Source organism: Bacillus sp. EB600, from assembly GCF_024494385.1.
Lineage (GTDB): Bacteria > Bacillota > Bacilli > Bacillales > Cytobacillaceae > JAEVLT01.
Window position 1 is genome coordinate 1 of record NZ_JAEVLT010000027.1, and the last position, 26,193, is coordinate 26,193.

Annotated in this window: 22 protein-coding genes, 1 tRNA gene and 2 pseudogenes; 18 read left to right on the forward strand and 7 right to left on the reverse strand. The window is 33.8% G+C overall.

Annotated elements, in window-relative coordinates; all coding sequences use genetic code 11:
- Window positions 1–68: 68 nt before the first annotated feature.
- From JN080_RS20775 to JN080_RS20785, 3 genes are all read left to right on the forward strand, one after another.
- The gene (locus JN080_RS20775) at window positions 69–1,109 is read left to right on the forward strand and encodes a DNA sulfur modification protein DndB (protein ID WP_256237891.1); all 1,041 of its coding nucleotides are present in this window, start codon (window positions 69–71) and stop codon (window positions 1,107–1,109) included.
- Window positions 1,110–1,276: 167 nt separating this feature from the next.
- On the forward strand, window positions 1,277–1,840 hold the full coding sequence (locus JN080_RS20780; protein WP_256237892.1) for a competence protein ComK: 564 nt from the start codon (window positions 1,277–1,279) through the stop codon (window positions 1,838–1,840).
- 96 nt (window positions 1,841–1,936) lie between these two features.
- Window positions 1,937–2,032: transfer RNA gene (locus JN080_RS20785), tRNA-Sec, on the forward strand.
- 121 nt (window positions 2,033–2,153) lie between these two features.
- Here JN080_RS20785 and JN080_RS20790 read toward each other — a convergent pair.
- A complete protein-coding gene (locus JN080_RS20790; protein ID WP_256237944.1) occupies window positions 2,154–2,777 on the reverse strand; it encodes a site-specific integrase in 624 nt (207 codons plus the stop codon).
- 159 nt (window positions 2,778–2,936) lie between these two features.
- Window positions 2,937–3,044: pseudogene (locus JN080_RS20795) on the reverse strand (tyrosine-type recombinase/integrase); the annotation flags it as partial.
- A 584-nt stretch (window positions 3,045–3,628) separates the two neighbouring features.
- Here JN080_RS20795 and JN080_RS20800 point away from each other — a divergent pair.
- The 3 genes from JN080_RS20800 (at window position 3,629) to JN080_RS20810 (ending at window position 5,097) form a co-directional block, all read left to right on the forward strand.
- Entirely contained in the window at window positions 3,629–4,378 is a 750-nt protein-coding gene (locus JN080_RS20800) for a site-specific integrase (RefSeq protein ID WP_256237893.1), read from the forward strand.
- Window positions 4,314–4,853, forward strand: coding sequence for a hypothetical protein (locus JN080_RS20805; protein WP_256237894.1), 540 nt, complete (start codon window positions 4,314–4,316; stop codon window positions 4,851–4,853). The genes JN080_RS20800 and JN080_RS20805 overlap by 65 nt, the downstream gene beginning before the upstream one ends.
- 94 nt (window positions 4,854–4,947) lie before the next feature.
- Window positions 4,948–5,097 carry a hypothetical protein gene (locus tag JN080_RS20810; protein WP_256237895.1) on the forward strand — a complete coding sequence of 50 codons (150 nt, stop codon included), beginning with the start codon at window positions 4,948–4,950 and terminating at the stop codon, window positions 5,095–5,097.
- Between the two features lie 116 nt (window positions 5,098–5,213).
- On the opposite strand, the gene JN080_RS20815 is transcribed toward JN080_RS20810, so the two are convergent.
- Both JN080_RS20815 and JN080_RS20820 read right to left on the reverse strand, forming a co-directional pair.
- Entirely contained in the window at window positions 5,214–6,662 is a 1,449-nt protein-coding gene (locus JN080_RS20815) for a restriction endonuclease subunit S domain-containing protein (RefSeq protein WP_256237896.1), read from the reverse strand.
- A gap of 13 nt (window positions 6,663–6,675) precedes the next feature.
- Entirely contained in the window at window positions 6,676–8,826 is a 2,151-nt protein-coding gene (locus JN080_RS20820) for an HsdM family class I SAM-dependent methyltransferase (RefSeq protein ID WP_256237897.1), read from the reverse strand.
- 1,251 nt (window positions 8,827–10,077) lie between these two features.
- Between JN080_RS20820 and JN080_RS29685 the strand changes: the two genes are divergently transcribed.
- Complete coding sequence (locus JN080_RS29685) at window positions 10,078–10,956, forward strand: GIY-YIG nuclease family protein (RefSeq protein ID WP_256237898.1); 879 nt, start codon at window positions 10,078–10,080, stop codon at window positions 10,954–10,956.
- Here the strand turns inward: JN080_RS29685 and JN080_RS20830 are convergent.
- Window positions 10,844–11,984, reverse strand: a pseudogene (locus JN080_RS20830) (IS3 family transposase). The gene JN080_RS29685 and the pseudogene JN080_RS20830 sit on opposite strands and share 113 nt — an antisense overlap.
- A gap of 358 nt (window positions 11,985–12,342) precedes the next feature.
- On the opposite strand from JN080_RS20830, the gene JN080_RS20835 reads away from it, so the two are divergent.
- On the forward strand, window positions 12,343–12,585 hold the full coding sequence (locus JN080_RS20835) for a hypothetical protein (RefSeq protein ID WP_256237899.1): 243 nt from the start codon (window positions 12,343–12,345) through the stop codon (window positions 12,583–12,585).
- A 186-nt stretch (window positions 12,586–12,771) separates the two neighbouring features.
- Here the strand turns inward: JN080_RS20835 and JN080_RS20840 are convergent, their stop codons facing one another.
- Entirely contained in the window at window positions 12,772–13,932 is a 1,161-nt protein-coding gene (locus tag JN080_RS20840) for a thermonuclease family protein (protein WP_256237900.1), read from the reverse strand.
- A 284-nt stretch (window positions 13,933–14,216) separates the two neighbouring features.
- On the opposite strand from JN080_RS20840, the gene JN080_RS20845 reads away from it, so the two are divergent.
- The 5 genes from JN080_RS20845 to JN080_RS20865 all read left to right on the forward strand — a co-directional run bounded on the left by JN080_RS20845 (window position 14,217) and on the right by JN080_RS20865 (window position 20,247).
- Window positions 14,217–14,357, forward strand: a complete 141-nt coding sequence (locus tag JN080_RS20845) for a helix-turn-helix domain-containing protein (protein ID WP_256237901.1) — start codon at window positions 14,217–14,219, stop codon at window positions 14,355–14,357.
- Window positions 14,358–14,782: 425 nt separating this feature from the next.
- Window positions 14,783–15,034 (forward strand): hypothetical protein, encoded by a 252-nt coding sequence (locus tag JN080_RS20850; RefSeq protein ID WP_256237902.1) that lies wholly within the window; start codon window positions 14,783–14,785, stop codon window positions 15,032–15,034.
- 521 nt (window positions 15,035–15,555) lie between these two features.
- On the forward strand, window positions 15,556–15,987 hold the full coding sequence (locus JN080_RS20855) for a DUF6884 domain-containing protein (RefSeq protein WP_256237903.1): 432 nt from the start codon (window positions 15,556–15,558) through the stop codon (window positions 15,985–15,987).
- Window positions 15,988–16,013: 26 nt separating this feature from the next.
- A complete protein-coding gene (locus tag JN080_RS20860; protein ID WP_256237904.1) occupies window positions 16,014–17,201 on the forward strand; it encodes an HNH endonuclease in 1,188 nt (395 codons plus the stop codon).
- Between the two features lie 232 nt (window positions 17,202–17,433).
- Window positions 17,434–20,247: a DEAD/DEAH box helicase gene (locus JN080_RS20865; RefSeq protein ID WP_256237905.1), complete on the forward strand. Its 2,814-nt coding sequence runs from the start codon at window positions 17,434–17,436 to the stop codon at window positions 20,245–20,247.
- Between the two features lie 5 nt (window positions 20,248–20,252).
- On the opposite strand, the gene JN080_RS20870 is transcribed toward JN080_RS20865, so the two are convergent.
- Entirely contained in the window at window positions 20,253–20,666 is a 414-nt protein-coding gene (locus JN080_RS20870) for a (deoxy)nucleoside triphosphate pyrophosphohydrolase (protein ID WP_256237906.1), read from the reverse strand.
- Between the two features lie 317 nt (window positions 20,667–20,983).
- Here JN080_RS20870 and JN080_RS20875 point away from each other — a divergent pair, with 317 nt between their 5' ends.
- The 5 genes from JN080_RS20875 (at window position 20,984) to JN080_RS20890 (ending at window position 25,909) form a co-directional block, all read left to right on the forward strand.
- Window positions 20,984–21,967, forward strand: a complete 984-nt coding sequence (locus JN080_RS20875; protein WP_256237907.1) for an AAA domain-containing protein — start codon at window positions 20,984–20,986, stop codon at window positions 21,965–21,967.
- Between the two features lie 417 nt (window positions 21,968–22,384).
- On the forward strand, window positions 22,385–22,642 hold the full coding sequence (locus tag JN080_RS29960) for an AAA domain-containing protein (protein WP_375141721.1): 258 nt from the start codon (window positions 22,385–22,387) through the stop codon (window positions 22,640–22,642).
- Window positions 22,643–22,667: 25 nt separating this feature from the next.
- A complete protein-coding gene (locus tag JN080_RS20880) occupies window positions 22,668–23,777 on the forward strand; it encodes a lactonase family protein (RefSeq protein WP_256237908.1) in 1,110 nt (369 codons plus the stop codon).
- 988 nt (window positions 23,778–24,765) lie between these two features.
- The gene (locus JN080_RS20885) at window positions 24,766–25,416 is read left to right on the forward strand and encodes a plasmid pRiA4b ORF-3 family protein (protein WP_256237909.1); all 651 of its coding nucleotides are present in this window, start codon (window positions 24,766–24,768) and stop codon (window positions 25,414–25,416) included.
- A 115-nt stretch (window positions 25,417–25,531) separates the two neighbouring features.
- Entirely contained in the window at window positions 25,532–25,909 is a 378-nt protein-coding gene (locus JN080_RS20890; RefSeq protein WP_256237910.1) for an HIT family protein, read from the forward strand.
- Window positions 25,910–26,193 lie beyond the last annotated feature (284 nt).

The window sequence follows — 26,193 nt, forward strand, 5'->3', positions numbered from 1 at the left end:
ACTACCAAATCAATTGAAAACACAGCGGACGAATTCCTGTCAATCATCGAAAAGGATGGGTTGCTATTATGATGATCCACAACGTGTTTACCAAAAAACAAGCGATGCTGACTATGAACATAACAGAACTGGTGAAACGCGTTTCAGACGGAACGATCCTGATAAGAGAAGTAAATCAGCCGCATGTCAGGGCGATCAAACGGTACATTTTTGATAATTGTCATAATGGACAAGTATACTTTCCACCAATTGTCGCTCACTTAGAGGAAGGAACCTTAGAGGGGGGAGGTAATGGAATCCTCTCCATTATCGACGGCTCACACCGAATCAAAGCCTACGTTCAAGCGAAAGAATTAATGCTAAAAGCAACCAACAGTGAAAATGAAGAAGAAATGAAAAAAGGCTACAAGCTTCTTTATCTGCTTGAACACACGCAACTTGCCCTGCAGATTTTTGAAGGCTTTACTCCAGAAGAAAAGGACCAATTGTACATTGATCTAAACACAAAAGGCAAAAAGGTTTCGCTGTCAAAACGGATTTCCTATGATTCAAGAAATCATATTAATCAAATAACCAACATGGTTTTACAGACAAATAGAGGCCTTCAGACAGCAGGCGTTGAGATGGAAAAAGCAGCGATTATCAGACCCAGCAACAAAAAACTGTTGTCACTGACCCAATTGCGGCAGATTGTCGGCATCTTTCTAACGGGAAAAATCCAACACAGCACCGCTGAATTAACGTTTAAGGTTCCGTTAGACAGCAGGGAGTACATCGACTTGAATAATGTATGGTTTGATGAACTGTTTTCCATTTGTCCGGCAGCAATGATTGGAGATTATCATGAATCGATGCTGGCGGGATACCCTCTCCTAGTAAGCATTGCGCTTTATGCCAATAATGGTCTGGTGCATTCCTCTTTTGAAAAAAGAAAAAAAGCATTGATCATTAGAATGGACAGTATAAAAACAGTTGATTTTAGTAGAAAAAATGAAGCTTGGAAACAATTCTCGGGGACTGTTAAATGCAAAGAGAAATACTTTTATTTAGCTAATAATAAGAAAAATATTGAGCAGCTTGTCAATTGGCTGCAGCTGCAAGGGAGGTGAGGTGGATGTGAGAAAAAATATAAAAAACCCATAGGTGATAATGTCGTGGTGGACAGCACCCATGGACTTTCGCAAGTTGGGTATACCAACTTTATTGTAGTATACCCTTTTTCGTAAAAAAATCAATGTATTAAACTAGTAGGTTAATATTTGAAGGAGAAGGGTGAATGAAAATGGAAATAAGAATTAACTACTTAATTAATGCTAAAACAGTAGTTTTTAAAGGCGTCTATTATAAAAATGGTGAATTGATTACTGTAGTCGTAGAGGGTGACGACAAATTTCTAGTAGCTCAATCACCTGTACAGATCATCAAACATTCATTATTAAGCTATGGGTCGGATTTTAATGGGGCGTTAAACAGTTCCAAAGAACTGCTTGGAACCAAAATTAATCTGCATCCAATTATGGTGAGCGGAACATTGGATCTTTGGATTTTCCCAACTAAATCATACAAAGAGCAATATTGTATTTGGTTTGTCTTAAACCAGATCCAAGGCACAGAACGTCTGGGTGTGAAGCAAACGAAGGTATCCTTAAGTTATGGACATTCGATTGAACTTCAAATGAAAGAAATTTCTTTTAAAAACAAACGGGATAATGCAAAAGAATTAAGAGACAAAATTACAAACAATGGGAAAAACCCTTTAAGTTTTTTGCTGGAACCGCGGAAGGGATTCTGTCTTGTTGAAGGGAAGGGGGAATATAAATCTATTAAAAAAGATAAATGATAATTGACGGGCAGCTTCTTTTTTGGAGCTGTTCTATTTAATATAATAGTCTGTTCGTGAGTTTTGCAGAAGGCCGTTTTAACCCTTGATTCCATGGGGATTAATTGAGAACTGGTAACCTCCACGGTCTTCAAAACCGCTTGTGACCTGCGTGCCAGGTCAGCTGGGTTCGATTCCCAGGCGGTCCCGCCAATCCAGTTATATCAAGGGTTCTAGTGAATTCCTTACTTACATAGGGCAGAGGGCACTCGGTCTTTTTTTATTATCGAGTGCCGAAAAAGTGCCATTTATCTTTTTTGTGCCGATTAAAAGTTTAATTAAGCAATTCGTTTAAGGCTGTTACTGCTTGTTCCTGTATAGTGGCTGTTACATGAGAATAAAGATCTAACGTAATTCCAACTTTTGTGTGACCCAATCGATCGCTGACAATTTTTGGATGGATGCCAGCTTGCAATAAAAGTGTCGCGTGTGAATGACGTAAATCATGAAATCTGATATCTGGAAGATTTGCAGCTTTTAAAGCTTTCTTTAGTGATCTTGATAATTCTGACCCAGCAATGATATTGCCCGCGGAATTACAAAAGACTAAATCTAATGGATTGTATGTTTTTCCGAGAATTTTTTTTCTTTTATCGTTTTGCTCCTTGAGCTCCTTTAACAACTTTGCAAGTTCGTTCGTTAACATTACACTCCTTGCTTTGTTATTTTTAGGTCGTTGGTTTGTAAAATATTTTCCATTTGCTTCAGTGATGGTTTGGCGAACATAAATCTTTGGTTTTGGTGAATTAAGATCAACGTTGTTCCATGTGAGCCCTGTAAGCTCGCTTTTTCTCATTCCTGTATGTCCAGCAGTATAAATAATTGGAAAATAGATTGGAGTCACTTCCTTAGCTGTTTGTCCTAAAATATTAAGTTGTTCGGAACTAAGTGTTTTCATTTCTAATTTTTCAGGTTTAGGAGGTTTTGCTCCTTTTGCCACGTTTTTACTTATGAAGTCCCAATCGATAGCGTCATTTAATGCTTTAGTAAGGAGACGATGATGATGAGTAACTGTTTGGGCTGACAAAACTTCTAATTTTAAAGTATAGTAGTTTTGTAGTTGAATGCTTTTTAATTCATCAATCATTATCTGCCCCAATGATGGTTGAATATGGTTTTTGATAATTTTTTCATACTCAGCAAAAGTTTTAGGTCTTGTGTTCGTCTTTGCGTAGTTAAAAAGCTTTGTATCTTTGAGCCAAAAGGGTCAAAGAACACGTTAAACAGTTTCTCGTATCTCATCAACCGTAAGGAGTGTAAACCGAGAAAAGGCGAGATGCCAAGACTCGTTAAAATTTGGCGATTCGGATATTGCGGCAAGTGGATGGCATGAAATGAACGAAGTGGAATTGTGAAGACAAGCGGAGCAATGGCATATTGGCGACTGCCAATATGAAGTGAAAAAACGCGCAGCGTTTTTGAACGGCATTGCGACAGCGAAGCGAACAATGCAGCTGAGTGAATGAAAATGCAAAAGCGGTACTAACACACGGTTAAGTGGCTATTTCAAGCCGATTTTAATCGGAGATGAAATTGCGACTTAACCAGTGTGTAACACTGGAGGGAGACCCTTTTTGATGAAATTGTTAGCGGAACGGAAATGACGGAAGTGAAACGAAAGCATCGGTGAGGCAATTTATTACCGATGCGATCTGTCATCGAACGAGGGAAATTTGAGCTTGAAAATTCACAAAGAATGGGACGGCGGCATTTTTGGACAATGACTCATTTACCTTAGGAGGTGATTTTATGAGTAAAAAATTAGAAGCAAGTTTGAAAAAGGTGGAGGAAGTCTTTCAGAAAATGTTTGACAAAGGCATTTCCAATAAATCGGTGAAAATCGGCGACGATGGGAAAGAGATCGGCAGTTCCAGATGGAGCGAAAACACCAAAAATACATACTGCAACATGATGAAATCGTTTGTGCGGGAGTACCATGAAGTGTTTGGTCAAGCAGATATTAAAAAAATGGGCGTTGAGGATAAAGTGAACCAGCTCATCCAAAATCGGATTAATAAATACCATGCGGGTGCGACGAAAGAAGCGTACACTCTGAAAACTCTTGTTGCGGCGATGAAGGCTTTTAACCTCGGCGTTCAGGAAACCAATATTTTCAAGGGGAAAGATAAGTTCTCTCTTAGCAATCCAGATGCTATACGGCAGGAAATGAAGAAACAGCATATGATACGGCAAAGCAATACATCCATGACGCTACGCGCAACGCCTGAAGAATGCAGAAGTGTCTTGGTTAACATCAGAAACAATGGCTATGATGTGGACACCAGGAATATCGCTTATCATGTTGGACAAATATCGCTTCAGACAGGAGGACGGATCTCGGCAATTCTGCGGCTGCGGGCAAGTGATTTCCAAATTGATAAAACAAGAAATGAAATCGTTTTTGACCGTGACAAGGGCGGTTTGACCAGAACGGTTGCCATCTCAAAGGAAACGGCGGACGGACTATTTAAGTCATCTAAAAGAAGGAAAAGAGGATAATCACCGTATTTTTAGTGCCAAACGTGCGGACGGTACATTCAAGTCCATCGAGGAAACCAGAAAAGAGGTCACAAAGATTATTTCGGCTTCGGGGAAGCATTTAACCCGAAATGAAAAAGTCACGGTGAAAGGGGCGAACGGAAAAAAGAATCAGGTTGAAGTGACGAGAAAGTTTTCTCCTCACTCTTTTCGAAAAGGCTTTGCTGTTGACCGCGCGGGATATTATTTTCAAAAATTCTCATCCAAATCTGCGCTGGATCGTTATATTTCTTCCCGTCTGAATAACAATCAAAAATTAAAAGATAAATTGGATATAGTTCGTGATCGGATAAATAAAGACCGCAAAACGTACCGTGATTTATCCAGAATGGAATATGCCATCTTCTTTACTTCGGTGGATCTTGGACATTTCAGAAATGATGTGATGACTGCTTTTTATACAGATTTTAAAGAGGTTCAGCGCTATATAGAGTGATTTCCATATTTACCATAATAGCTTTTTATTTTGATAAGAAGACCAAAAGGAAAAACAAAATAAATGGTAAGAAAATATTGATTGGGTGAAATAAATGAACATTGATTTACAACGAAGAATCATCTACAATGCATTAACTTTGGTTCAATATAATAACTTTGAGGATGTCCTTTCCCAATTTACCGATGAAGAAAAGGCAGCACTTATTTCAAGAGTTGAAAGTTACATCACCGTCTTTCAATAATGTCATTTTATATAAGTAGAAAGGTCTCTGGGAAAACTTAAGGTAAAAAACAAATGGTAACAAATATCCTCAGTTAAAACAAAAGCCTGCTCATTTTTTGAGCAGACTTTGCTTTTTTAAATAAACTGATTTAAATTTACGTTTATTGCTTTATTATTAACAATTAATTCCAGTAGATCACTTAAAGAGTTTTTAAGATTTAGTATTTCGATATTTAGTTGATAAATTCCAACTTTTTTATTTCGCTCTTTCTCTAAAATAATATAATTGTTAAAATCTACATTAACATTTTTTGTCAAGTTATTATAGTATAAGGCTGCAATTGCTTTTTTCTTTTCATCAGGAAAATCAGGTACAATTGTATCTAATATATTATCATTGGTTAGCCCTTGTTTAGTTCCCTTTGATCCATTACTTAGTAACTGTATTTGTCCATACTTACTATTTAAAAACATTGCAATAAAGATTTTATTAAAATTCTCTGATGGTAAACGCAGCACTTTTAAATCCTCATTGACAAAAGCTTTTTCAAATAAGTCCTTATAAAACATTATTAGCTTTCCTACTGTGGCACCTTTACGAGTTATTAAAATATCTCCATCTTTAAGAAGTTGATAATAAACATCTGTTTTCAATTTTACCTCATTAATTTTGTTAAAACATAACCCATAGGATATATCAGCAACTGCAATCCACCAATAATTATTTGGGTTATTTTCATAAACAGGAAAATAAGTATCAGGCGTTAAACCTGAAACAAATTTCTTGTCCTTATTTTTAAACAAACTTGAAACAGAAAAATAACCATGTGTATAATTTTTTATTTTATACACTGTTTTCTGGTAATTTTCAGTGTACAATGAGGTATCTAAGCGACTTTCAGACATTTTTATTTGACTTTTTCTTGGGTAAGTAAAATTATAAGCTTCTTTGTCTTGATTGTTATTAATTTCATTTTCAAAAAGATAATTTAACTGGTTATTCTTTTTTTGTATTTGTTCTTCTTTATCTATTATATTTTGAACAATTAATGAAATTAATTTTATTATTTTTTCTGGGTCTCTGTAATTTGTTTCAGTTGGTAATGGTATTTCTAAATCCAAAAGATTACCTCTTTTTGCATTTTGTTGTGTTCCACCGCCAGAGGTAATACAGGTTAAGTATTCTGTACCATAATCAACCATAAAAAACGCTGGAGCATACCATTTATATTTTTCCTTAAATCTTAAAACAGAAATACCACCATTTAAAATAGCTTTTATATCTTCATTGACATAAGCTATTTTCCCCAAAGAAGCATTTCTACTGATTACAAAATCACCTTTTATTAATTTTTTTGAAGAAATATTATAAATGTGTGGAGAAATTTTTTTCCCCTTTGTTGGATCAAAAATCTCACCAGTCATACATGAGATGGTTCCTAAATAATAACCAGAGTCAAAATTAAGGTACTCACTTACATCTATTTGTTCTCCTACATTTTCTTCAAATACTAAATCCCTTATTTTCTTCTTATAAGAATTTTTAATATTAATGATTCTATATAGTTGTTCTTTTTGAAACAAAACTTTTCATTTATTATTCAACCCCAAATGCGTCCTTAATAGCCCTTGGTTGAGTATTTAGGAACTCTTTAAAATCCTGAATCATTTCAGTAAAATCTTCATCCAACTCATTTGTTTTTTCAAATGTAACTCTATCTATTTTAAATTTCTCCACGAATTGAATTGTACGTTGAATTTCTCTTACTTCGTAACCTACATTATCAATTTCTCTTACAAATACATCATAGTCTTCGTTTAGCATTGTTAATTCATCATGTTTAGGTTTATACGCAATAATAACGGTAGTTGCTGTACCCGTTTCACCAAACGTATTAAAAGGAAGATCAAATAATGCAACTATTCGCATTTTTTGTAGAAACCATTCCCTTACACTTTCCCAGGCTTTTATGGAAGCAATTGAGTTTGAAAGGACAATGCCCATTCTTCCACCATCTTCAAGAAGTTTATAAGCATTTTCTAAAAAGAGTACACCCATATCCATAGATTTAGGGCGCTTTCCATATGATCCATTTTTATTTTTACTTTTTTCTTTCCATGTCTCATATAGATTCATTGTAGATTCAGGTAGATCCCATTTTCCATCTTTTCCTGTTTTTAAATCTCTACCTTGTCCAAAAGGTGGATTTGTTGCAATTATTTTAAACTTTTTTAGAACCACATCTGGGTTATATTTGTGTTCCCAGGTATCTATTTCAAAATTCTTATCAGTAAAAGTGCCTTCAGGAATAATATTGCCATTTTCAAGATACTTTTGCGAAAGAGAATTCATATGTCGTAAAATTGCCCCACCGTCACCGTTTAATACTAAGTTAAGTTCCGCAAGTTTTAAATTTCCAGCTTCCAAGTCAAAACCAAAGAAATTTGGTGATATAGAAGGGTAGTTTTCTGAATTTCTATACATATGTTTGAAACCCATTGCAGGAAAATCACAAATGCCACAACAAGGATCGCATATTTCTTCCGACTTTTTAGGATTTAGCATACTAATTATTGTTTTTACTAAGGGGATTGGAGTAAAAAATTGCCCCTTATCAGCTTTTTGTTTTTCATCACCAAAATTATTGAATATGATTTGATTAAAACTTTCATTTTTGGCTTTTAATATAGCCCTTCTAAAAAAAGATTCAACTACTGCAATAAGAAAACGTTCATCATTTGAATCGCTTGGACGTAATTTGGTATCATACCAGAAAAAAGGTTTTGATAAGATATTTTCGTATTCCTTTTTGGCATCTTTGTATAACTGATTAATTCTCTCCCTAAACGTTTTGTCTGCAAGCCCATCTGATCTTTTTTCCTCTGACTTAATATAAAATGATAAAAACTGACCTTTTTCTTTGCTTCGTTTTTCATCAAAAACTTTTAATGTTAGAAATTCAACAATAAGATTATTTACAGGTGTTTTTGGTCTCACACTATCATTAGCTCGTTTCATTTCATTCATTAAATCTGTAAAATTTGTTTCATCAATAGAATCTAAGTAATCCAGTTTTAATTTCTCTGGTTCTGAAATACTTTTGTTATTTTCAATGAATTGATGGTAATTAGGAAGCTCTAAATATGTATCTCTGTGTTGGAAATTTAAACTATTTAATCCAACCCTATGTAATTCTTTTTCTTCATAAAAGCGAGTTATAGGCGAATTACCAAACTTTTTGAAAATTAGAAGTCCATCTTGATTGTCAAAATAAATACCAAATATTCTATCGACCGATTCATTTTCATTCATGGCTGGTCTAAGTTGATTTTCGATAGCATCTTCAACAGTCTTGTTATTTTTCTTTGTTTCAAAAATAACTAGCATTATTTTTCTAATATTTGAAAAGTTCTTTGTTCTCTTTGCTTCTTCATAAAGTTGAAACCAATTTCTATCTTTAAACACAACAATATCTGGGTTTATTGATTTTCCTTCATTCCCTTTTGGGATTTGGAATTCGACACATATATTTTCTTTATCGTACATATTGCTTTTTATTAATGACCAAACCATTCTTGCTCTAATATATTCTTCACTAAAATATCCATTTGCATCTTTAGTGTTAGACTTTTTACAAAAAGCTTTAACACCAAAACATTGATCATTGTACCAATTTGAATCAATTGATTCCAAGTTGTTGAAAGTTCTGTCGAAATCATCCATGTAAGTTTTTAAATTTTTCTCCATTTTTCCACCTTGATAAAATTATTATTTTTATAAAATTCATTATAAGTATTTTCATTATAACTTTAGACAACTTTTTAAGCTATAATGAGCAAATAAAATTTTAAAAAAATCAATTTTCAAAAAAATAAGAGCTATTTTATAGTCATACAATCCTGGAAAATAAAATCTTAAACAGGAAGATATTGGGGAAATAGTTAGTCCGTGATTGAAAGGGGTGAAATTAAAAATATATATAAGCATTTTAGCTATTCTTTTAAAGATGAACACTGTTACACGAGTAATTGTTTGCTGTTGTCATAAACATAGGTCAATAAGATAGGAGGGGTAGAATAAATAACCTTTTTAGGTGCGAAAATTTTAGTGCCATGCTTGGTGCCCAAATTTTTAAAATTACAAATCACAAGAAAAGACTAGAAATCAAGAAACCTTTATTTATCAATACTTGAGGGTATATCAAGGCACTAGAAAAACAGATGCTAGCAAACTTCAAAACCGCTTGAGACCTGCGTGCCAGGTCTGGTGGGTTCGATTCCCACGCAGTCCCGCTAACTAATGCGTTTCTTACATAATCTATTCACTCGTTAAAAAACAAATATAATTTATTGTTCAGGGCCTTCTACAAATAAAATGTAAGAGGTTTTTGGTGTTTTATTAAAGGAAAAATAAAAGAGTACAAAGAATACCTTACAATTAATTTTGTGAAACAAGAAAATCCGGGTCGTGCCAGGCACTGAAATTATTCCTCTTCCTGAAGCAGAAGAGTATATAATAAGAGTTAAAAAAAGGAAATTAACGGAAAAGAAATTTCCGAAAGAAATAAAACAATAAACAGATTTCTAGAGGCATTACAAAACAAAGATTATTGATGAATTTGATATTGAGAGTAGTTCTACAAAATTAAACTACAACGCTAATTATCTTCAATTAATAACAGGTCAACCAGGTGTTCAATTTGAATTTTGTTTTAGAGGAAAAAGAAATGCCTGGGAAGTGGGAGTACATTTTGAAAAAAATAACGATGATCTAGTCTCAATGATGAATGTTTAAAGTTCCAACCAGAATGGATTACTAAGGGCAATGGGCAAGAATCTATATTTTAAATAACTCTGAAGTATTAATGAGAGTTTAAAAAATTGGTCGTTAGAAAAAATGAAAATACTGTACAATACCCTTAAAGATGAAAGTCGGTATAACTAAAAAATATTTTTCTTAAACAAAACTAAGCCAGGTAAGAATAGGGGAGAGCAATAAGTGAAAAGAAGCAAAGCTAAAACAATTCAGATCTTCTTACCCGATGGAAATCCAAGAGGAGTTAAAATTGTAGAAGTAACAAATAGAACAGTTCAGGCAATTTTAATACCAAGAAATTTATTGAATATAGTCAAGGAAAGGAAGGAAGTACAAAATGTTGCTTTATACTTTCTATTTGGAAATAACGATGAGGAAACACGAACGGAAGCTTACATAGGAGAAGCAGAGGTAGGCTATGATAGATTGAAACAACACAATAGTACTAAAGACTTTTGGGAAGTGGCTGTATTAGTTGTTACTAATAACAGCCAAAATCAATTCACTAAGGCTGATGTAAAATTTTTAGAACATTTAACTTATACGGAGGCTGTTAGTGCAGGAAGATTTGTAATTAATCAAACAGTCCCTACAAATCCTTTTATTCCTGAGTGGAGAAGAGAAGATTTATTAGATATCTTTGAAACAATAAGTCTTTTATTGGGGACACTTGGATATCCCATATTCGAAAGCTATAGAGGAAACCAAGAAGAAGTGAATGAGGAAGAAAACAATATTTTCTATTGTACTCGTAGAGATGCTGACTCATTTGGTAAGTGGACTGATGATGGCTTTGTGGTATTTGAAGGTTCTAAAATGGCCAGTAGCTCCTTACCAGGATTCGAGAGTAAATTACCTAAGCATAATGAAAAAATACTAAGTTTTATAAAAGAAGGAATATTGGGAAAAGAAGGAGGGAGATACGTCTTTTTAAGGGATCAACCCTTTTCTACTCCTTCAGCAGCATCGACATTCGTGTTGCAAAGTGCCAGTAACGGTTGGATAGAGTGGAAAGATAAAAATGGGAAGACCTTAGATGAGTTAAAAAGAAAGCAGTTATAATAAGCTGTATATAATCATGTAATTCACATGTCAGATCCTCCAGTGAATCAAAAGAACGTCCTTTGACAAACTCTGTTTTAATGATTTTGAATGTGGCTGCAGCTACTGCATTATCATATGGGCATCCTTTCATACTGAGGGAACGTTTTATCTTAAAAGTCTCTAGGGCTTCATCAATCAGTTTGTTTTTAAACTCATTTCCACGGTCTGTATGGAAAAGCTGGATCTTATGGAGGTCTGCCTTAATAGAGGCGAGTGCCCGATAAACTAATAAGGCATCTTTGTTCGGACCAGTGCTGTACCCAATGATTTCTCGATTGAAGAGGTCGACAAATACACATATATAATGCCATTTTTTATCGACTCTTACATACGTCAAATCACTTACAATTGCACTCAACTGCTCGTCCTGTTTAAACTCACGGTCAAGTTCATTAGCCTGGGCTGATTCGTTACACGTTTTTGCATGTGGCTTAAACTGAGCGACAGTGTAGGAGGAGACAAGGCCTTGTTCATTCATAATACGACCAATTTGTCGTCTGGAGACGATTTTTCCCTGCTTTTTTAATTCAAATTTTATTTTAAGAGTTCCATAGTTTTGACGACTCGCCTGGATAATTTCAATAATATCAGAAGTAATATCATCCTCTGAAACTCTTTCTTTTACTTCGTAATAATAGGTAGCTGAAGGACTTTGCACAATGCTGATATCGAGTATTTGTCACGGTTATTCCGGATTACATTTACTTTCGTCCTAGTATCAGCGGAGCTTGCTTTAAAATATCGTTCTCCATTAGCAGTTGCTTATTTTCTTTACGTAGTTTGTTCAACTCAATTTCTTCAGGGGTCAGGTTGTCTTTCTCTTTAAATGAACCCGTGGTTTTGCTTTGACCGATCCATTTATCTAGAGAAGATGGTGTCAGATCGTACTCTCGAATGATATCCTTTCTTGGTTTGCCATTCAGATAAAGTTGCACCATCTGATTTTTAAATTCTTCTGTAAATGTTCTTCGCTCTCTTTTAGTCATCGTAGATTCTCCTCAAATATATTATCTGTAGTCTACTTGACCTTAAAATTTCTGTCTAGATAAGTGTAGCCGATCCACATATTCTTTAATAATGAGTTTTTCTAATGTATCTGGTTCGTATGACTCTGCTAAATCTACATAATTTTGAAGCCGTTTTATTCCCCATTTGCTCTTTTAACAGAAATCAATTTTGCCCTAAAGCACCTCCTTCTTGAAAGGATTCTACTATTCTGCTCTTTAACCTTTTGACAATAATTTGGCGATTTTGATAAAATTCCGTTTGGAATTAATAATTAATAATACATTTTTCTTACATTGTGGTAATATTTTACTAGAATGTTGATAGGGGGATAGAGTAGTGAAAAAGATATTATTTGTTTTATTTCTTCTTTTGAGTTTAGTATCAACACAATTGCTGCCAGCTGGCACAGCATTTGCAAGGAGTAATCCGCATTCAACATATGTCCACGGCTATACTAAACACAATGTAACACATATAAGTGGTTATCATCGTACGGTTGCAAACCACACCAAACTCGATAATTACAGTCATAAAGGAAATTATAATCCTTGGACACATAAGTATGGCACGAGGCGATAATACCAGTCATAAAGTAACTCATAAAGTAACTCATAAAGCTTATTACAAAGTACATACACATTCGTTAGAACAAATAACAAGCCCCTCAATTTAGAGGGGCTTTCATCTTTTCAATACAAACTTAAACACCTTAAAAGTTGTCTAGTTTGTGTTGACAATCCACAGCAGCAGTAGCATTTTCTCAATTTATTGTTCACATGCATAATTATCATGATCTCTGTCCATTTTAGCCTGGTAAGCAGGATGAGTGGAAGGTACACCATTAGGATATTTCTTTCTTAGTTCAGTGCAGTTGGCAAAATATTCACTTTCTCCACTAGCTGGTGCCGGTGTAGTTGCTGCAGGAGTAGAAGCAGCGGGCGCTGATGAGTTTGTTGTATTACTAGAAGACGATTGGGAACTAGATACTGCAGTACTTTGGTCAAGATCACCTTTAGTTGTTCCATTTACCCCATATGCCCAAAGACCAGTTCCTTTATCTCTTGCCTCCCTAGCATATTTAACGAAGTAATCACTGTATTTTACATCTGGCGGGTAGGTTGAAGGTTCTGCAAATCCATTTAAAACTAAATCAGCATTGTACATCTTAGTCTTGATCTCATTTTCATCCATGTCATTTGATGGAACAGCTAACCACACAATTCTTAACAATCTTCCATATCGATCTGTCTCAGAAACATCTTTTTGTAACCATACTTGCTTTCCAGTTAATTTCGATGTTGTATAATTGCTAGCTTCCTTTCCATATGTTTCATGTCTTGTTGTGGACTCAGGAGTGTTAACTCCAATAAATCTCACTTTCCTACCATCGGTTAGTTCTATAGTATCTCCATCTACAACCCTTGAAATTGTTGCAGCTACAAGACCAAGGCTTTCAGCAGTTTGCTGTTCTTTTCGAGCAGCTTCTTGTTTTGCTTGCTCGGCAGATTGGGCTTGTTTAGCTTCTTCTTCTTGTTTTGCTTGTTCTTCAGCTTGCTGTTTAGCGAAGGCTTCCTTTTCATCCTCCTCTTTTGCTTTTTTCTCATCAAGTGCTTTTTTCTCATCTTTTTTTATTTGTTCACTTTTTACTTTTTGGTTAGGACTAACATTTTTTGCTGTATCGTTTGAGGGTTCGACAAAAATCATAGCCATTACAAAGCTGAATAGTAACCCTCCGATAATATATAATTTTGGATTAGAAAGAATACTCCTACCAAGTACTTTTGCTTTACCCTTTTTAAGTTGACTATTTTGGTATAAACCAAAAAGAAACAAAATTAATCCTATCCATGCCCATCCAGTAATCGTAAGTGCAGAAAGTAACAGTAATAGAGCAAAAATTAATAAAATAATCCGCAATATTTTCAACTTTTTTCCCCTCTTTTTATCTATTTATTTGTAAATTATATTTATAAACCCAAGCTTGTAATTAGTAATCTTTGTTTCTTGGCTGGGCTAATTATTCATTAAGAATTTGCCTCTATTATAATATCATGAAACACGTTATCTTCGTTAATGGTAAATTATTAATAGCTGAGTCTCTGATTTTTTCATCTTCAAGTAACATATCGTTTTTTGATTTTAAAAGCGAAGGTGAAAAAGTTATCATTATTATAGATAGCTTTCATATAAAAAGAGGATGGTGCCTTTTAATGAACAATTTAAAATCAAACTTAGTGATATTGAGAAAAGATAAAAATCTAACACAACAAGATATAGCAGAATATTTAGGTATATCAAGAACCTCTTACACCAGGTATGAGAGTGGCATTGAGCCCAACAAGTTGATCTAATAAAACTTGCGGATTTATTTCAAGTTTCATTAGATCAACTTGTTGGTAGGGTGCCTTCTGATAATCAAAAAGTTGTTATTAATTTCTTCACAAAGAAAGAAATAGAAAAACAAGCTAAAATAATATCGAGAAAGGTATTATTGGAAGCTTTTAATAAAATATTGGTTGATAAAGAAGAGGATATTATCAATAAAGTTTGATATAAAATTAACAAACAATAAGGTATGGTTTGTATTCGATAAATATTTTGAAACCGTATAGAGGCAGATGTCTTCTTAACTTTAGATGCTTATGCTTAAGATGAGGGTTGTTGTAGTGCTCATATTTGGTCAGCTAACGAAGCAGGTAAAGAGAAGAAATGGTTTATTTATATCGAAAATTACTCATACCGCCTCACTAAATTGAAATGAATAAGGTGGAAATAAATGAATGTGACAATAGAAATACATTATATTGCTGCTAGTAGATTAACACAGAGTGGTTCCTTTCTGTTAAGGGGCAAACAACCTGTGCAAGTGGCTTTAAATTTCTGGAAGCAGATAAAAAAAGAAATGTCTTTTCATGCCAAGTTAGAAAAGGTTATTGTTGATGGCGATAAGGATATTACTGATTTAGTTAAGGAATCAGAAAAATCGGAATGGAGAAATGTTGAGAATAATTGTGATTTGCCTTTCTAAGGAACAAAACGACCGTAAATTTATGATTTTATCAAGAGAGAGGGCATATAAATTTATCTATTTACAATGATTTTAGATCGCCTATAAGAAAAAATATTTACCATCATTCAACGATTCAGATAAAATTTTTACAGAGGCACCGGGTTATTGTTCTGACAGAAAAGCAAAAGAAGGTAAGAAAAAATAGTGGTAAGAAAACAATAAAAAGGCCAAACCTTGATACAATTAGGGGATTGTTGAAAGATTTCTGAATTACAAACAGACAGAAGGAATGTCACCACGAACAATTAAAGATTACCAATCGCATTTTCCTATTTAATGAAGTTTTTAGAAAAACGAAGATATTAGTAAAAAAGAAATGACAAAAGATTTATTACGGTGGTATGAGTGGCGTGGAGACTAGCTGTCTCCCCCTATCCTAATTTAGTTGTGATGATTTTATTATGAAATAGGATAGAGGTTTCAGATACGTCTAAGAAATGGTATGATTTTCCTATGCAAATTAAAGGAGTAGGCTGTATATGAAGGTAGCATTAGTTAGTTGTACAAAATTAAAAGCTGATTATCCATGCATTGCAAGAGAAATGTACCAAAACTCTACTTTGTTTAAGAAGGCTGTTAAATATATTGAACAGAAAGATTATGACAATTGGTTCGTACTATCTGCAAAATATGGATTATTAAGGCAACAAGAACAGATTGATCCTTATGAATTAACTCTTAACAATATGAAAGTATCTGAACGAAAAGAATGGTCTAAGTTAGTTCTAGAACAAATTGAGAATCTACATGTGGATATTGCTGAAATTGATTTTTATGCTGGAGCAAAATATCGAGAATACTTAATACCTGTACTTGAACATAAGGGAATTAAATGTAATGTACCGCTAGAAGGTAAAGGCATAGGTGAGCAATTACAGTTCTATTCTTTAAATACAAGTAACATAGGCTGATAAATGGAACACAGAGGTGATTATCAATGGCAATACCTAAAAATATTAATAGAGATCACGTAATTTTAGCGATTCAAAAGATTGATAGAGAAGGAATTCCTGAAAAAAGGGAATCAACAAGGTTTAACCTTACATATGAGAGTAAATATTATCCACCAAAGTATGTAATCTCAATTGCTAACATATTTGCAAATGGTGAAGAGTATTCGCCCTCTTTGTTTAGTGGTGGAGAAGAAACAAATAAATTCCTAAATAATCTTGGTTTTATAATAGTTGAAAATAATCTTAATGGAACAGATGATGAAAAAGAGAAAACTGATTTTAAATTAGAAGTACCTGCTATCAGATTGTTACCAATGTCGGAAAATGACCCAGAATTTACTGGAAAATCAATAGACGAAGTACAAGAGTGGTTTATAAATGAATTACCATATAGAAAATATAATTTTAAAAATGGAATGAATGCAGCCTCTGGAACGCTAGTTCTATTTCAATATAAAGGGCATGTAATTGCTTCTGCAATCCTTGAAGAAAAGATAATGTATGATGAGGATAATGAAGGAAGTTATAGAGGGGCATATTATTTTACTCCTACATCCATAGCTGTTTTCACTCCTATTACTACTGAAGAGATGGGAATTATTTGGATTCAATTTAAGGGATTTAATCAATCTCTACAAAAATTAGATGTTAATCAGTACGAATTATTGTGCCAACTATTATTAAGAAAAAATATTAGATATTTATTTGATAAAGATGTGGATGAAGATTCTTTTCAAAAACAAGTTGAAACAGTATCAATTAACCATAATGATGGTGTTGTAGATAAACCAAGAGAAAAGAAAGGATATTTTTATTCATCCTCACAAAAATTAATTAGAAATCCTGTTTATTCAAAAAGAGCTATTACTTCAGCAAAATATTTATGTGAAATTGATGCTAATCATAAGGATTTTATTTCAAAAGTTACAGGGCAAAATTATGTTGAAGCACATCATCTCATACCAATGGAATATCAAGATGATTTTGATAAAAGTATTGATATTGAAGCAAATATAGTAAGTTTATGCGTATCCTGCCATAAGAAATTGCATCATGCAGTATTTGAAGAAAAAGAAGAAGTTTTGAAAACACTCTATAATAATAGAACAGACAGATTAAGAAAATGTGGAATCAATCTCAGAGAAGAAAATTTATTAAGTTATTATGAATAGAAACGGAAAATTAAAAATAGTACACAGTTTTCTCTAAATATAATATTAGAATTGTGTACTATTTTTAATTGGTGTGTTTTTCTCTAAAATGACTATTAACTGTAGAAGGATAATGAAAATGGTGTGAAAAATTGAGGTGCTATTTATCCAATCTGAAATATAGTACAATAAAAATATCCAAAATATAGTAAGAGATATAGTAGTAATGAATTTAGTGTCTGGGGGGGTAAACATGGATATGGTAGAAAATAAATTAGTCATTAATTCGGATAAAGGAAATTTATTAATTGAATTAATAAAATCAATAAATGATTGTGAGCAGTTTTATTTTAGCGTCGCATTTATTAATTATAGTGGGCTTCAACTCTTACTAGATGCTTTAAAAACAGCTGAGCAAAAGGGGATAAAAGGGAAGATCATTACTTCTACCTATCTAAACTTCACAGATGCAAAGTCTTTAGAGAAAATAAAAGAGTTCAACAATGTGGATTTGAAGGTGTTTGTTACTAATAAAGAGATAGGGTTCCATACAAAAGCATATATATTTGAATACAAAGAAAGCTATAAGGTAATAATCGGATCATCCAATATTACTCAAAGTGCTTTGAAAAGTAATATAGAGTGGAATGTTGAAATCATTTCTAAAGAAGAATCCTATTTTATAAAAAAAGTTTTAAAGGAATACAAGAACATTTGGAATATTAGTTCAGAAGCTGATCAAGAATTTATAGGTAGATATGAAGACTTTCTTAGAAGTTTAAAAAAAACTCAAATGACTCATCAAATGATCTATGAAAACAAACAGTACATAGTCCCAAATAGAATGCAAAAAAGAGCAACAGAAAATTTAGAAAGACTTAGAGGGTTTGGTGAAAGCAAAGCCCTCGTTATAGCAGCAACCGGTACGGGGAAAACTTTTATGTCTGCCTTCGATGTAAAAAGTTTTAAACCAAGAAAACTACTTTTCATTGTACATAGGGAAGAAATATTGAAAAAAGCGAAGGACACTTTTGAATTGCTTCTTCCTAATGACGGCCTCACTTTTGGCTTGTTAACCGGAAATCATAAGCAAAAAAATGTAGATTATGTTTTTGCTACAATTCAAACAATCTCAAAATGCTTTCATGAATTTGAAAAGGATGAATTTGAGTATTTGATAATAGATGAAGCACATCATTCTACAAGCCCCACTTATCAAACCGTATTAGATTATTTTGAGCCAAAATTTACTCTTGGCATGACCGCAACACCTGAACGAAGTGATGCGCTAAATGTTTTTGACATTTTTGATAATAATGTGGCCCTAGAAGTACGTTTACATGATGCCTTGGACGATGACCTGGTCATTCCATTTCATTACTTTGGAATTACTGACATTGAAAGTATCGACCTAAGTGATGTAAATATTGACGACATTGCGGAAATTACAAAAAGACTAAAGGTCAATGAGCGTGTTGAATTTATTATTGAAAAAATGAATTTCTATGGTCATGACGGGGAAAAGAGAAAATGTCTTGGATTTTGTGCAAGTGTTGAACATGCACAGTACATGGCTAGTGAATTTAATAATAGAGGTTACAAAAGTGTATGTTTACATGGCGGGGATTCACCTGAAAAACGGGAATTATTCATAAACAAACTGGAGAATGATCTTGATGAATTGGAATTTATCTTCACTGTAGATATATTTAATGAAGGGATTGACATTCCTTCAATCAATACAGTTCTAATGTTAAGGCCAACCAATTCTCCAATTGTATTTATCCAACAACTAGGAAGAGGATTACGGAAATATGCTAATAAGAATTTCTTAACTGTCCTTGATTTTATTGGCAACCATAATAAAACATTTTTAATTGCACTGGCACTTAATGGAAGTCGATATTATGACAAAGAGAGTATAAAGGTTGCAATAGCAACTGGGTTTGCAAATATTCCTGGCTGTTCTCATATTCAAATGGACAAAATTTCACAAGAAAGAATTTTGGCTCAGATTGATAAGGAAAATTTCAATTCAATGAAATATTTAAAAGAAGAGTATTTTGAATTTAAAAAGCTCAACCAAGGGCGAATTCCATATCTATTATTGGATTATCTGAAATATGATGGGGCACCAGACCCAATCAAGTTCATTGATAGGGAAAAAACCTATCTACAATTTGTGGCGAAAGTAGAAAAAAATGGTTATTTAAAGGAACTTTTACAAAATGAAGCATTTGAAAAAGCTCTTAAAGAATTGTCTAATATGCTTCCACTGAAGCGAGTTTATGAGTTTGTCATTATTCGTTATTTGTTCGACTACGAAGAAATAATTCCTGATGTGGCCAAAAATCAAATCTTAAAGCATATTAATAATGTAGATGATGATAGTATATTACATGCATTTGAATGCCTGAATCAGGACTACATGGATAGTGTTCAGAAAAAGTCTTATCCCCAATTGTTTCATTTTAACAATGGTAAATTGGTTAAGGATCAGCTGTTGAAAGATCTTATACAAAATGAAGAATATCGAAAATATCTTGAAGATGTTGTTACCTATGGGATTTTCCGGTACGAAAAAGAATTTAAGGAAGAATACTATGGTGTTCCACACTTTAAATTATATGAACAATATCAAATGATAGATGCTGCCTTACTTTCGAACTACCGAAAAATTCATACTTCCTTTAGGGGCTCGGGGCTATTGGCTAATGGGAATGATTATTTCTTGTTTATTGATCTTCACAAAGAAGAGGATATTAAAGAAAGCATCAATTATAAGGACAAATTTATAGATGAACGCTATTTCCAATGGCAAACGCCTAATAGCACTTCACAGCATTCTGAAAGAGGACAGAATATTATTCATAATAAGCGGCGTGGAATCAATTTGCATTTATTTGTAAGAAAGTATCGGGAAATTGACGGAAAAAATGAGCCGTTTATTTATATTGGAACGGGAAATACAGTCGAATTTGAAGGAGAGAAACCAATCACAACTCAAATTAAATTGGATAATGAAATTCCACCCACCTTATTTACAGAGTTTACGAAAAAAGTTTAGTCTTCTCATTGTGAGAAGACTATTTTTTCATTTATTAATTGTTCTACAGCGGGAATGTCAGCAGGTGCCCATTTTAAGGAATCTAAATTCTCTCTTTTAAGCCAGATCAACTTTGAATGCTCACTTCGTATCGGCATTCCTTCCACAACTTTACATTTAATGGATAGTAAATTAATAATGAATGTATCATATTCATGGGTGTTTTCATTAAAAACTTCTTCCTGTGTTTCAATTTTACATTCCAATTCCTCAGAGATTTCTCTTCTCAATGCTGAAAAAATATCTTCATTTGCTTCAACTTTTCCACCAGGAAACTCCCACCTATTAGGAATGGACATAACAGGGGATCTTAGCGCACAAAGAACTTCATTTTCTTCATTTTCAATGATAGCTGCAACAACTTTAACAAGCTTTTTCATGATAGCCTCCAAATCATTTGTTAACATTTATTAATATGATACCATTATTATTTTTATAGTTAAAATCCTTAATCATGAATACTTCATCCCAATTAGGTAAATATGTTAGATTCCTAGACTTGGTAGAATAATTCCAATTGCTCATTGTCAAGTTTAGAAAAGAAGTTCCTATCTTACTATAACTGTTTCTCCATGTATTAATAATTATGGTATTATTTAGTAATAGATTGTTTTTTAGTTAAAAACACCTATGACCACAATACTATAAAGAATATATATGTAATATATAGGCTATAAGTAAAGGGGTGCAATCTAAATTGAATATAGATTATCATCTTATTCTTATAAAAAGTGAAGATAAAACTGATAGCATCGAATATTGCAAGTACGTTAATGGTAAATGGATGGTCAAATACCAAAATACAAATAAAGTATATAATTACAAATACGAAAACATAATCTGGTACACGAATCCGAAAAATATCAACCATGAAGCATGCGTTATTTATGAAAACAATCACCCTATAACTGGTATTGTAAAGATACTTGACTTTGGTGATTATGTAAAACTTTTATTTAAGACTGGATTTAAAAAGCTTTATAAGAGGACTCAAATTACTTTAGAAGAATCTTGCCTAACAAATTCCAAAGCAAAGAGCACATTTGAATATCTAAAATCAATTGCGAATCATGTAAGTATAAAACTTGATGAAGACATCAACTTTTTGAAAAAACAGTATAATACGCTAACAATGATTAGCCCAAGAAGTGTATTGTCAGCTTATTTAGAAGGCAAACCTTTGAAGCAACAAAATCGGCAGGAACAGCAAGTTATCTTTCCTTTTGGGTTTAATATTAGTCAAAAATTAGCAACGGAAAAAGCTATGATTGAACAGGTAAGTATAATCGAGGGTCCTCCCGGGACTGGGAAAACACAAACGATCCTTAACATAATAGCAAATGCGATCCTAAACAATAAAACGGTTGCAGTTGTATCAAATAATAACTCAGCAACAGCGAATGTTCTTGAAAAGTTGCAAAAATATGGAGTGGGTTTTCTTGCTGCATATTTAGGAAATAATGAAAATAAAGCAAAAATTTTTAACGAACAATCAAATACATACCCTGACATAAGTGATTGGTCTATACCACATTCAGAGTTTGAAATGTTTAAGGCAGCCTTAAAAGCATCTCAACAAAAATTAAATCAAATGCTTAAATACCAGAATAAGAGGGCGGTTTTACAGCAGGAACTATCCAATCTTAAAACAGAATACGATTATTTCCAAACAATATTATAAGGAATCCAACTTCAAGACTCCTCAATTGAATTCCTTTTTAAAATTTAGTGCCGATAAGATTTTAAAATTACTTGTAGAATATAAACAAAATAGTAATAAAGGAAAAATAACGTTTAGAGAAAAAATTTACAATTTGTTTTTTCACGGGATATACAACCTGAAATTCTATAAGTATCCTTCAGAAATCGTTATTTCTTTTTTGCAAAAAATGTATTATGAGAAAAAACTCATAGAGATCCAAAATGAAATCGATGAATTATCGAAAAAACTTGAAAACTATAACTTTGAAAATGAAATGAAAAATTACACCAACAGGTCAATGGAATTACTCAAGTCAAATTAGCTGATAAGTATAGTGTTGAAGGGGATAGGCCCATTTTTACAGGTGATGTACTTTGGAAGGACTTTAAAACCTTTATTAAGGAATATCCTGTAATCTTAAGTACGACACATTCATTGCGTAATAGTCCGGAAAAAAATTATCTATTTGATTACGTAATTATCGATGAGGCTTCACAGGTAGACTTAATTACAGGTGCATTAGCTCTTTCTTGCGTCAAAAATGCCGTAATAGTCGGGGATGTAAAGCAGCTTCCAAATGTAATTCCATCCGAAGTTGCTCGTATTATTGTAACCTCTCTTTGTAAAACAATTTACTTCAAATTGGGGAATTGAAATAGCAAAAGAACCATATAAAATTATGAAAGGAGGGAACGAGTATTATCGTACGAGTATGAGTATGGTCTACATTATGACTAATAATGAAGTAATGAATCAAATCATTTCCTTTTATAGGGACATGAATGGAATGCTCACTTTTGTAGGATCTTACCTAACTTATGGCAGAGGTACTGGAACAAAGGAAGTCTCCACTGCAACAGCAAACGATGGCGTCGACCCCCTTACTTCACAAGGCGCCCTAACTTTGTCCCGTGATGGACGTTTCCTACTTGCCGTAAACGCAGGAAACCATAGTATCAGCAGTTTCATCATAACCGACAGCGGAACACCTGTCCTCGTGGATGTAAAGCCGTCAGGAGGTGCTCAGCCCAATAGTGTTGATGTGTTTGGTAACCTTGTCTATGTTTCCAATGTAGGTAATGCCGCAAACAATTTTTCATCAAATATCACTGGTTTTCACATCGATGATAACGGACGCCTTACTTCTATTCCCCATTCTCCCCAATCTCTCAGTACTTTCAATGCTCAACCGGCGCAGGTTCTCTTTACTCCTGATGGCAGTAAAATCCTTGTTTCCGAACTTACTTCAAACCATCTCAGTGTATTCAATGTAAATAAAAATGGTACCGTTACAGGACCAATCGTTAATGATTCTTATGGTCAAGGACCATTGGGTGCATATTTTCTATCCTCTGGAATCCTCTTAGTTACAGAAGCAGATTCAAACGCGCTGTCATCTTATTCATTGAGCGCCGACGGGATCCTTCATGTGATCAGCGGATCTGTACCAGACGGATATAAGACAGCATGCTGGGTTGTACCAACGAGGGATGAACGTTTTGCATACGTTACCAATACTTTAAGCGGCACCATCTCCACCTACCGAATTGATCCCAATGGAGCACTGTCAGTGGTAAGGCATATTACCAGTACACCGCCAGGTACAGCACCAGGTCTGCCGATTGACGTTGGAGTGAGTAAAGATGGACGGCATTTTTACACCCTTAACGGAAATCAGGGTACAGTCTCAGTATTTAAAATACAAGATGATGGTAATCTGGTTAGATTGCAGGTTGCTACTTGGACTAACATTCCTTATCTTGGGTCACAAGGGTTAGCTGTTCTTTGATTCTATTGGGTGGAATAGATTGCGAACAGTGCCAGTCACTGTTCGTATTCTGAGGAAAAAATCAAGTATATAAAAAAATGGTTAAGAGAATATGAACTTGAGCATTATAGACCAACAGCCGAAGATATAAACACTCAAGATTCAATTAAAGTGGGTATTCTAGTTCGAACAACTATGTGAAAACTAGTCAGAGCTCAATTACTTTCAGACGATAGGGTCAGATTATTACAGGAAGCAAGTTATTGTAAATCGACATTTGATATTAATTATCCTTTATTAAAAAAGGTTTTATGGGATTCACCCCTTTCAGAGCAAAGAAAAATAAATGGATATGGACGCTATTGGGCAGATGTAGAATTGATTAACGGAGTGAGATATCTTGTATGCAGTCAATTGTACGAAAGAAATAAACCCAAATTTATGAAGTGGGTCAAGGAATTAAAAAATGAAAGTTCTACAAAGGGAAGGAGATAACACAGATGAAGGCAGCTGTTTTATGAGAAAAGCTTAGAGAGAAAGCTAGATTATCAGAATTTGAAATACAAACGGTTCCAAAGAATATGAGTATTCCATTATGGTTTGTTGTGGATGTTACGGATCGTCATGTTGTCATTAAGAAAGCAAAACTTCATACACCAAGTATCAAAATATCGATGGATAGGGTTATAACGTTTAAGGACTTTGAATTTGTGTGCGAACAGTGCCAGTCACTGTTCGTAACGGAATCCTTTATAAATCCTTGGGCTAGCTTGTCGAATTTTTTAAACATCCAATGCAAAGTAGTTTTTTGATTCGTTCAATTTGGTTAATTTGCTAAACTGGCAATCCAAGAACAGAGAGCTAGGAGTCTTTGACGATACTCAATCGAGTGTCGAAACGAAGGATGGGCGGGCCATTAGGAAGTATAGAGTCGATCGATTTCCGGGAGAATGGGAGTAGTCTGTAAAATCATAAAAGAATAATTCGGAAAGGAATTTAGGTGAAGTCTATGAAAGCTTATCAGATAGAAATCCAATTGATAGATTCCAATCCTTTAATATGGAGAAGAGTTATTATTCCAGCAGGTGTCACATTTAAACGTCTTCATGATACGATACAGTTTTCGATGGACTGGTGGGATTATCACCTTTATGAATTTGATTTTCCGCAAGAAAAGCTTCGAATTACTAACGATGTAGAATCGTATGAAGAATATAAATTCTATTTAGCCAAGTACAAAAGTAAAAAACTTACCGAGAAGGAAGATCCTCATGGTTTTATAGCCAGGATACTTGAAACAACTATCAGGCAGCCTCAAACAATCAAAATTGACAAGTATCTGGAGAAGTACAAGGTCTTTGAATATATCTATGACTTTGGAGATTATTGGCGACACAGAATAAAACTCGAAAAGGTCATAGATGATTATAAATTTGGTTACCCTCTGATTCTTGAGGGGGAGGGCACTTGTCCACCTGAAGACGTTGGAGGACTTGCTGGTTATGAAGAATTCCTAAAGGCATGGAATAATCCTGATCATTCAGAATATGAATCCATGCGCCAGTGGGGAGAAAGCCAGTATTACCGGGATTTTGATATTGATTTCAGGAATAATCTGCTTAAGACTTGTTTGAAAATCAAGAAAGTTAAGCATGACTGATAAGAAGGTAAATAGTATTTGAGCAAAGGTTTTTGCCGAAAAAAGTTACCCCCTTTAAGTTTAGGCGGGATATATTAATTAATTATTGTAAATTTAATTAGGAAAGGAAGCTTTTATGGATTGTGTTTTTTGCAATATAAAGGATATCGTTGTAGAAAATGATCTTGCCGTTGCTTTTTATGATAAATATCCAGTTAACAAGGGCCATTTGCTCTTCATTTCCAAAAGACATGTTGAGCAGTATTTTGATTTAACTGATCAAGAAAAACGCGCGATTGACCAATTAGTATTGGCAGGTAAAAAGATACTAGACGAACAATTTCAACCGGACGGATACAATATTGGTATCAACTGTGGTGAAGCAGCTGGTCAAACGATTTTTCACGTACATGTTCATCTAATTCCGAGATATAAGGGAGATATGGAAGATCCACGAGGCGGTATTCGGGGGGTTATTCCAAACAAGCGCATGTATGAACAACGTAGTTTTTAATGATTTAGAGGCAATAGAAAAGACGATTTATTAAATTAGAGCAGTGAGGTGAGAAGGGGTTCACTTGAGAATTCCGATGGAAGCTCTCAAATGAACTGCCCATATAGATATCTTTTAAATTTTTAAGTGCACCACTGCTAAAAGCATAAAAATAAGATAAAGATTTTAATTTTTCCGAAATACTCCTTTTTGCTAGATTAACAAGGATCCCTTTATTCTTGTAACGATTATATCCACCTAAATCAAGTTTAAGTTTTTAAACCAAAAAGTCCCCGCCTCTAAAA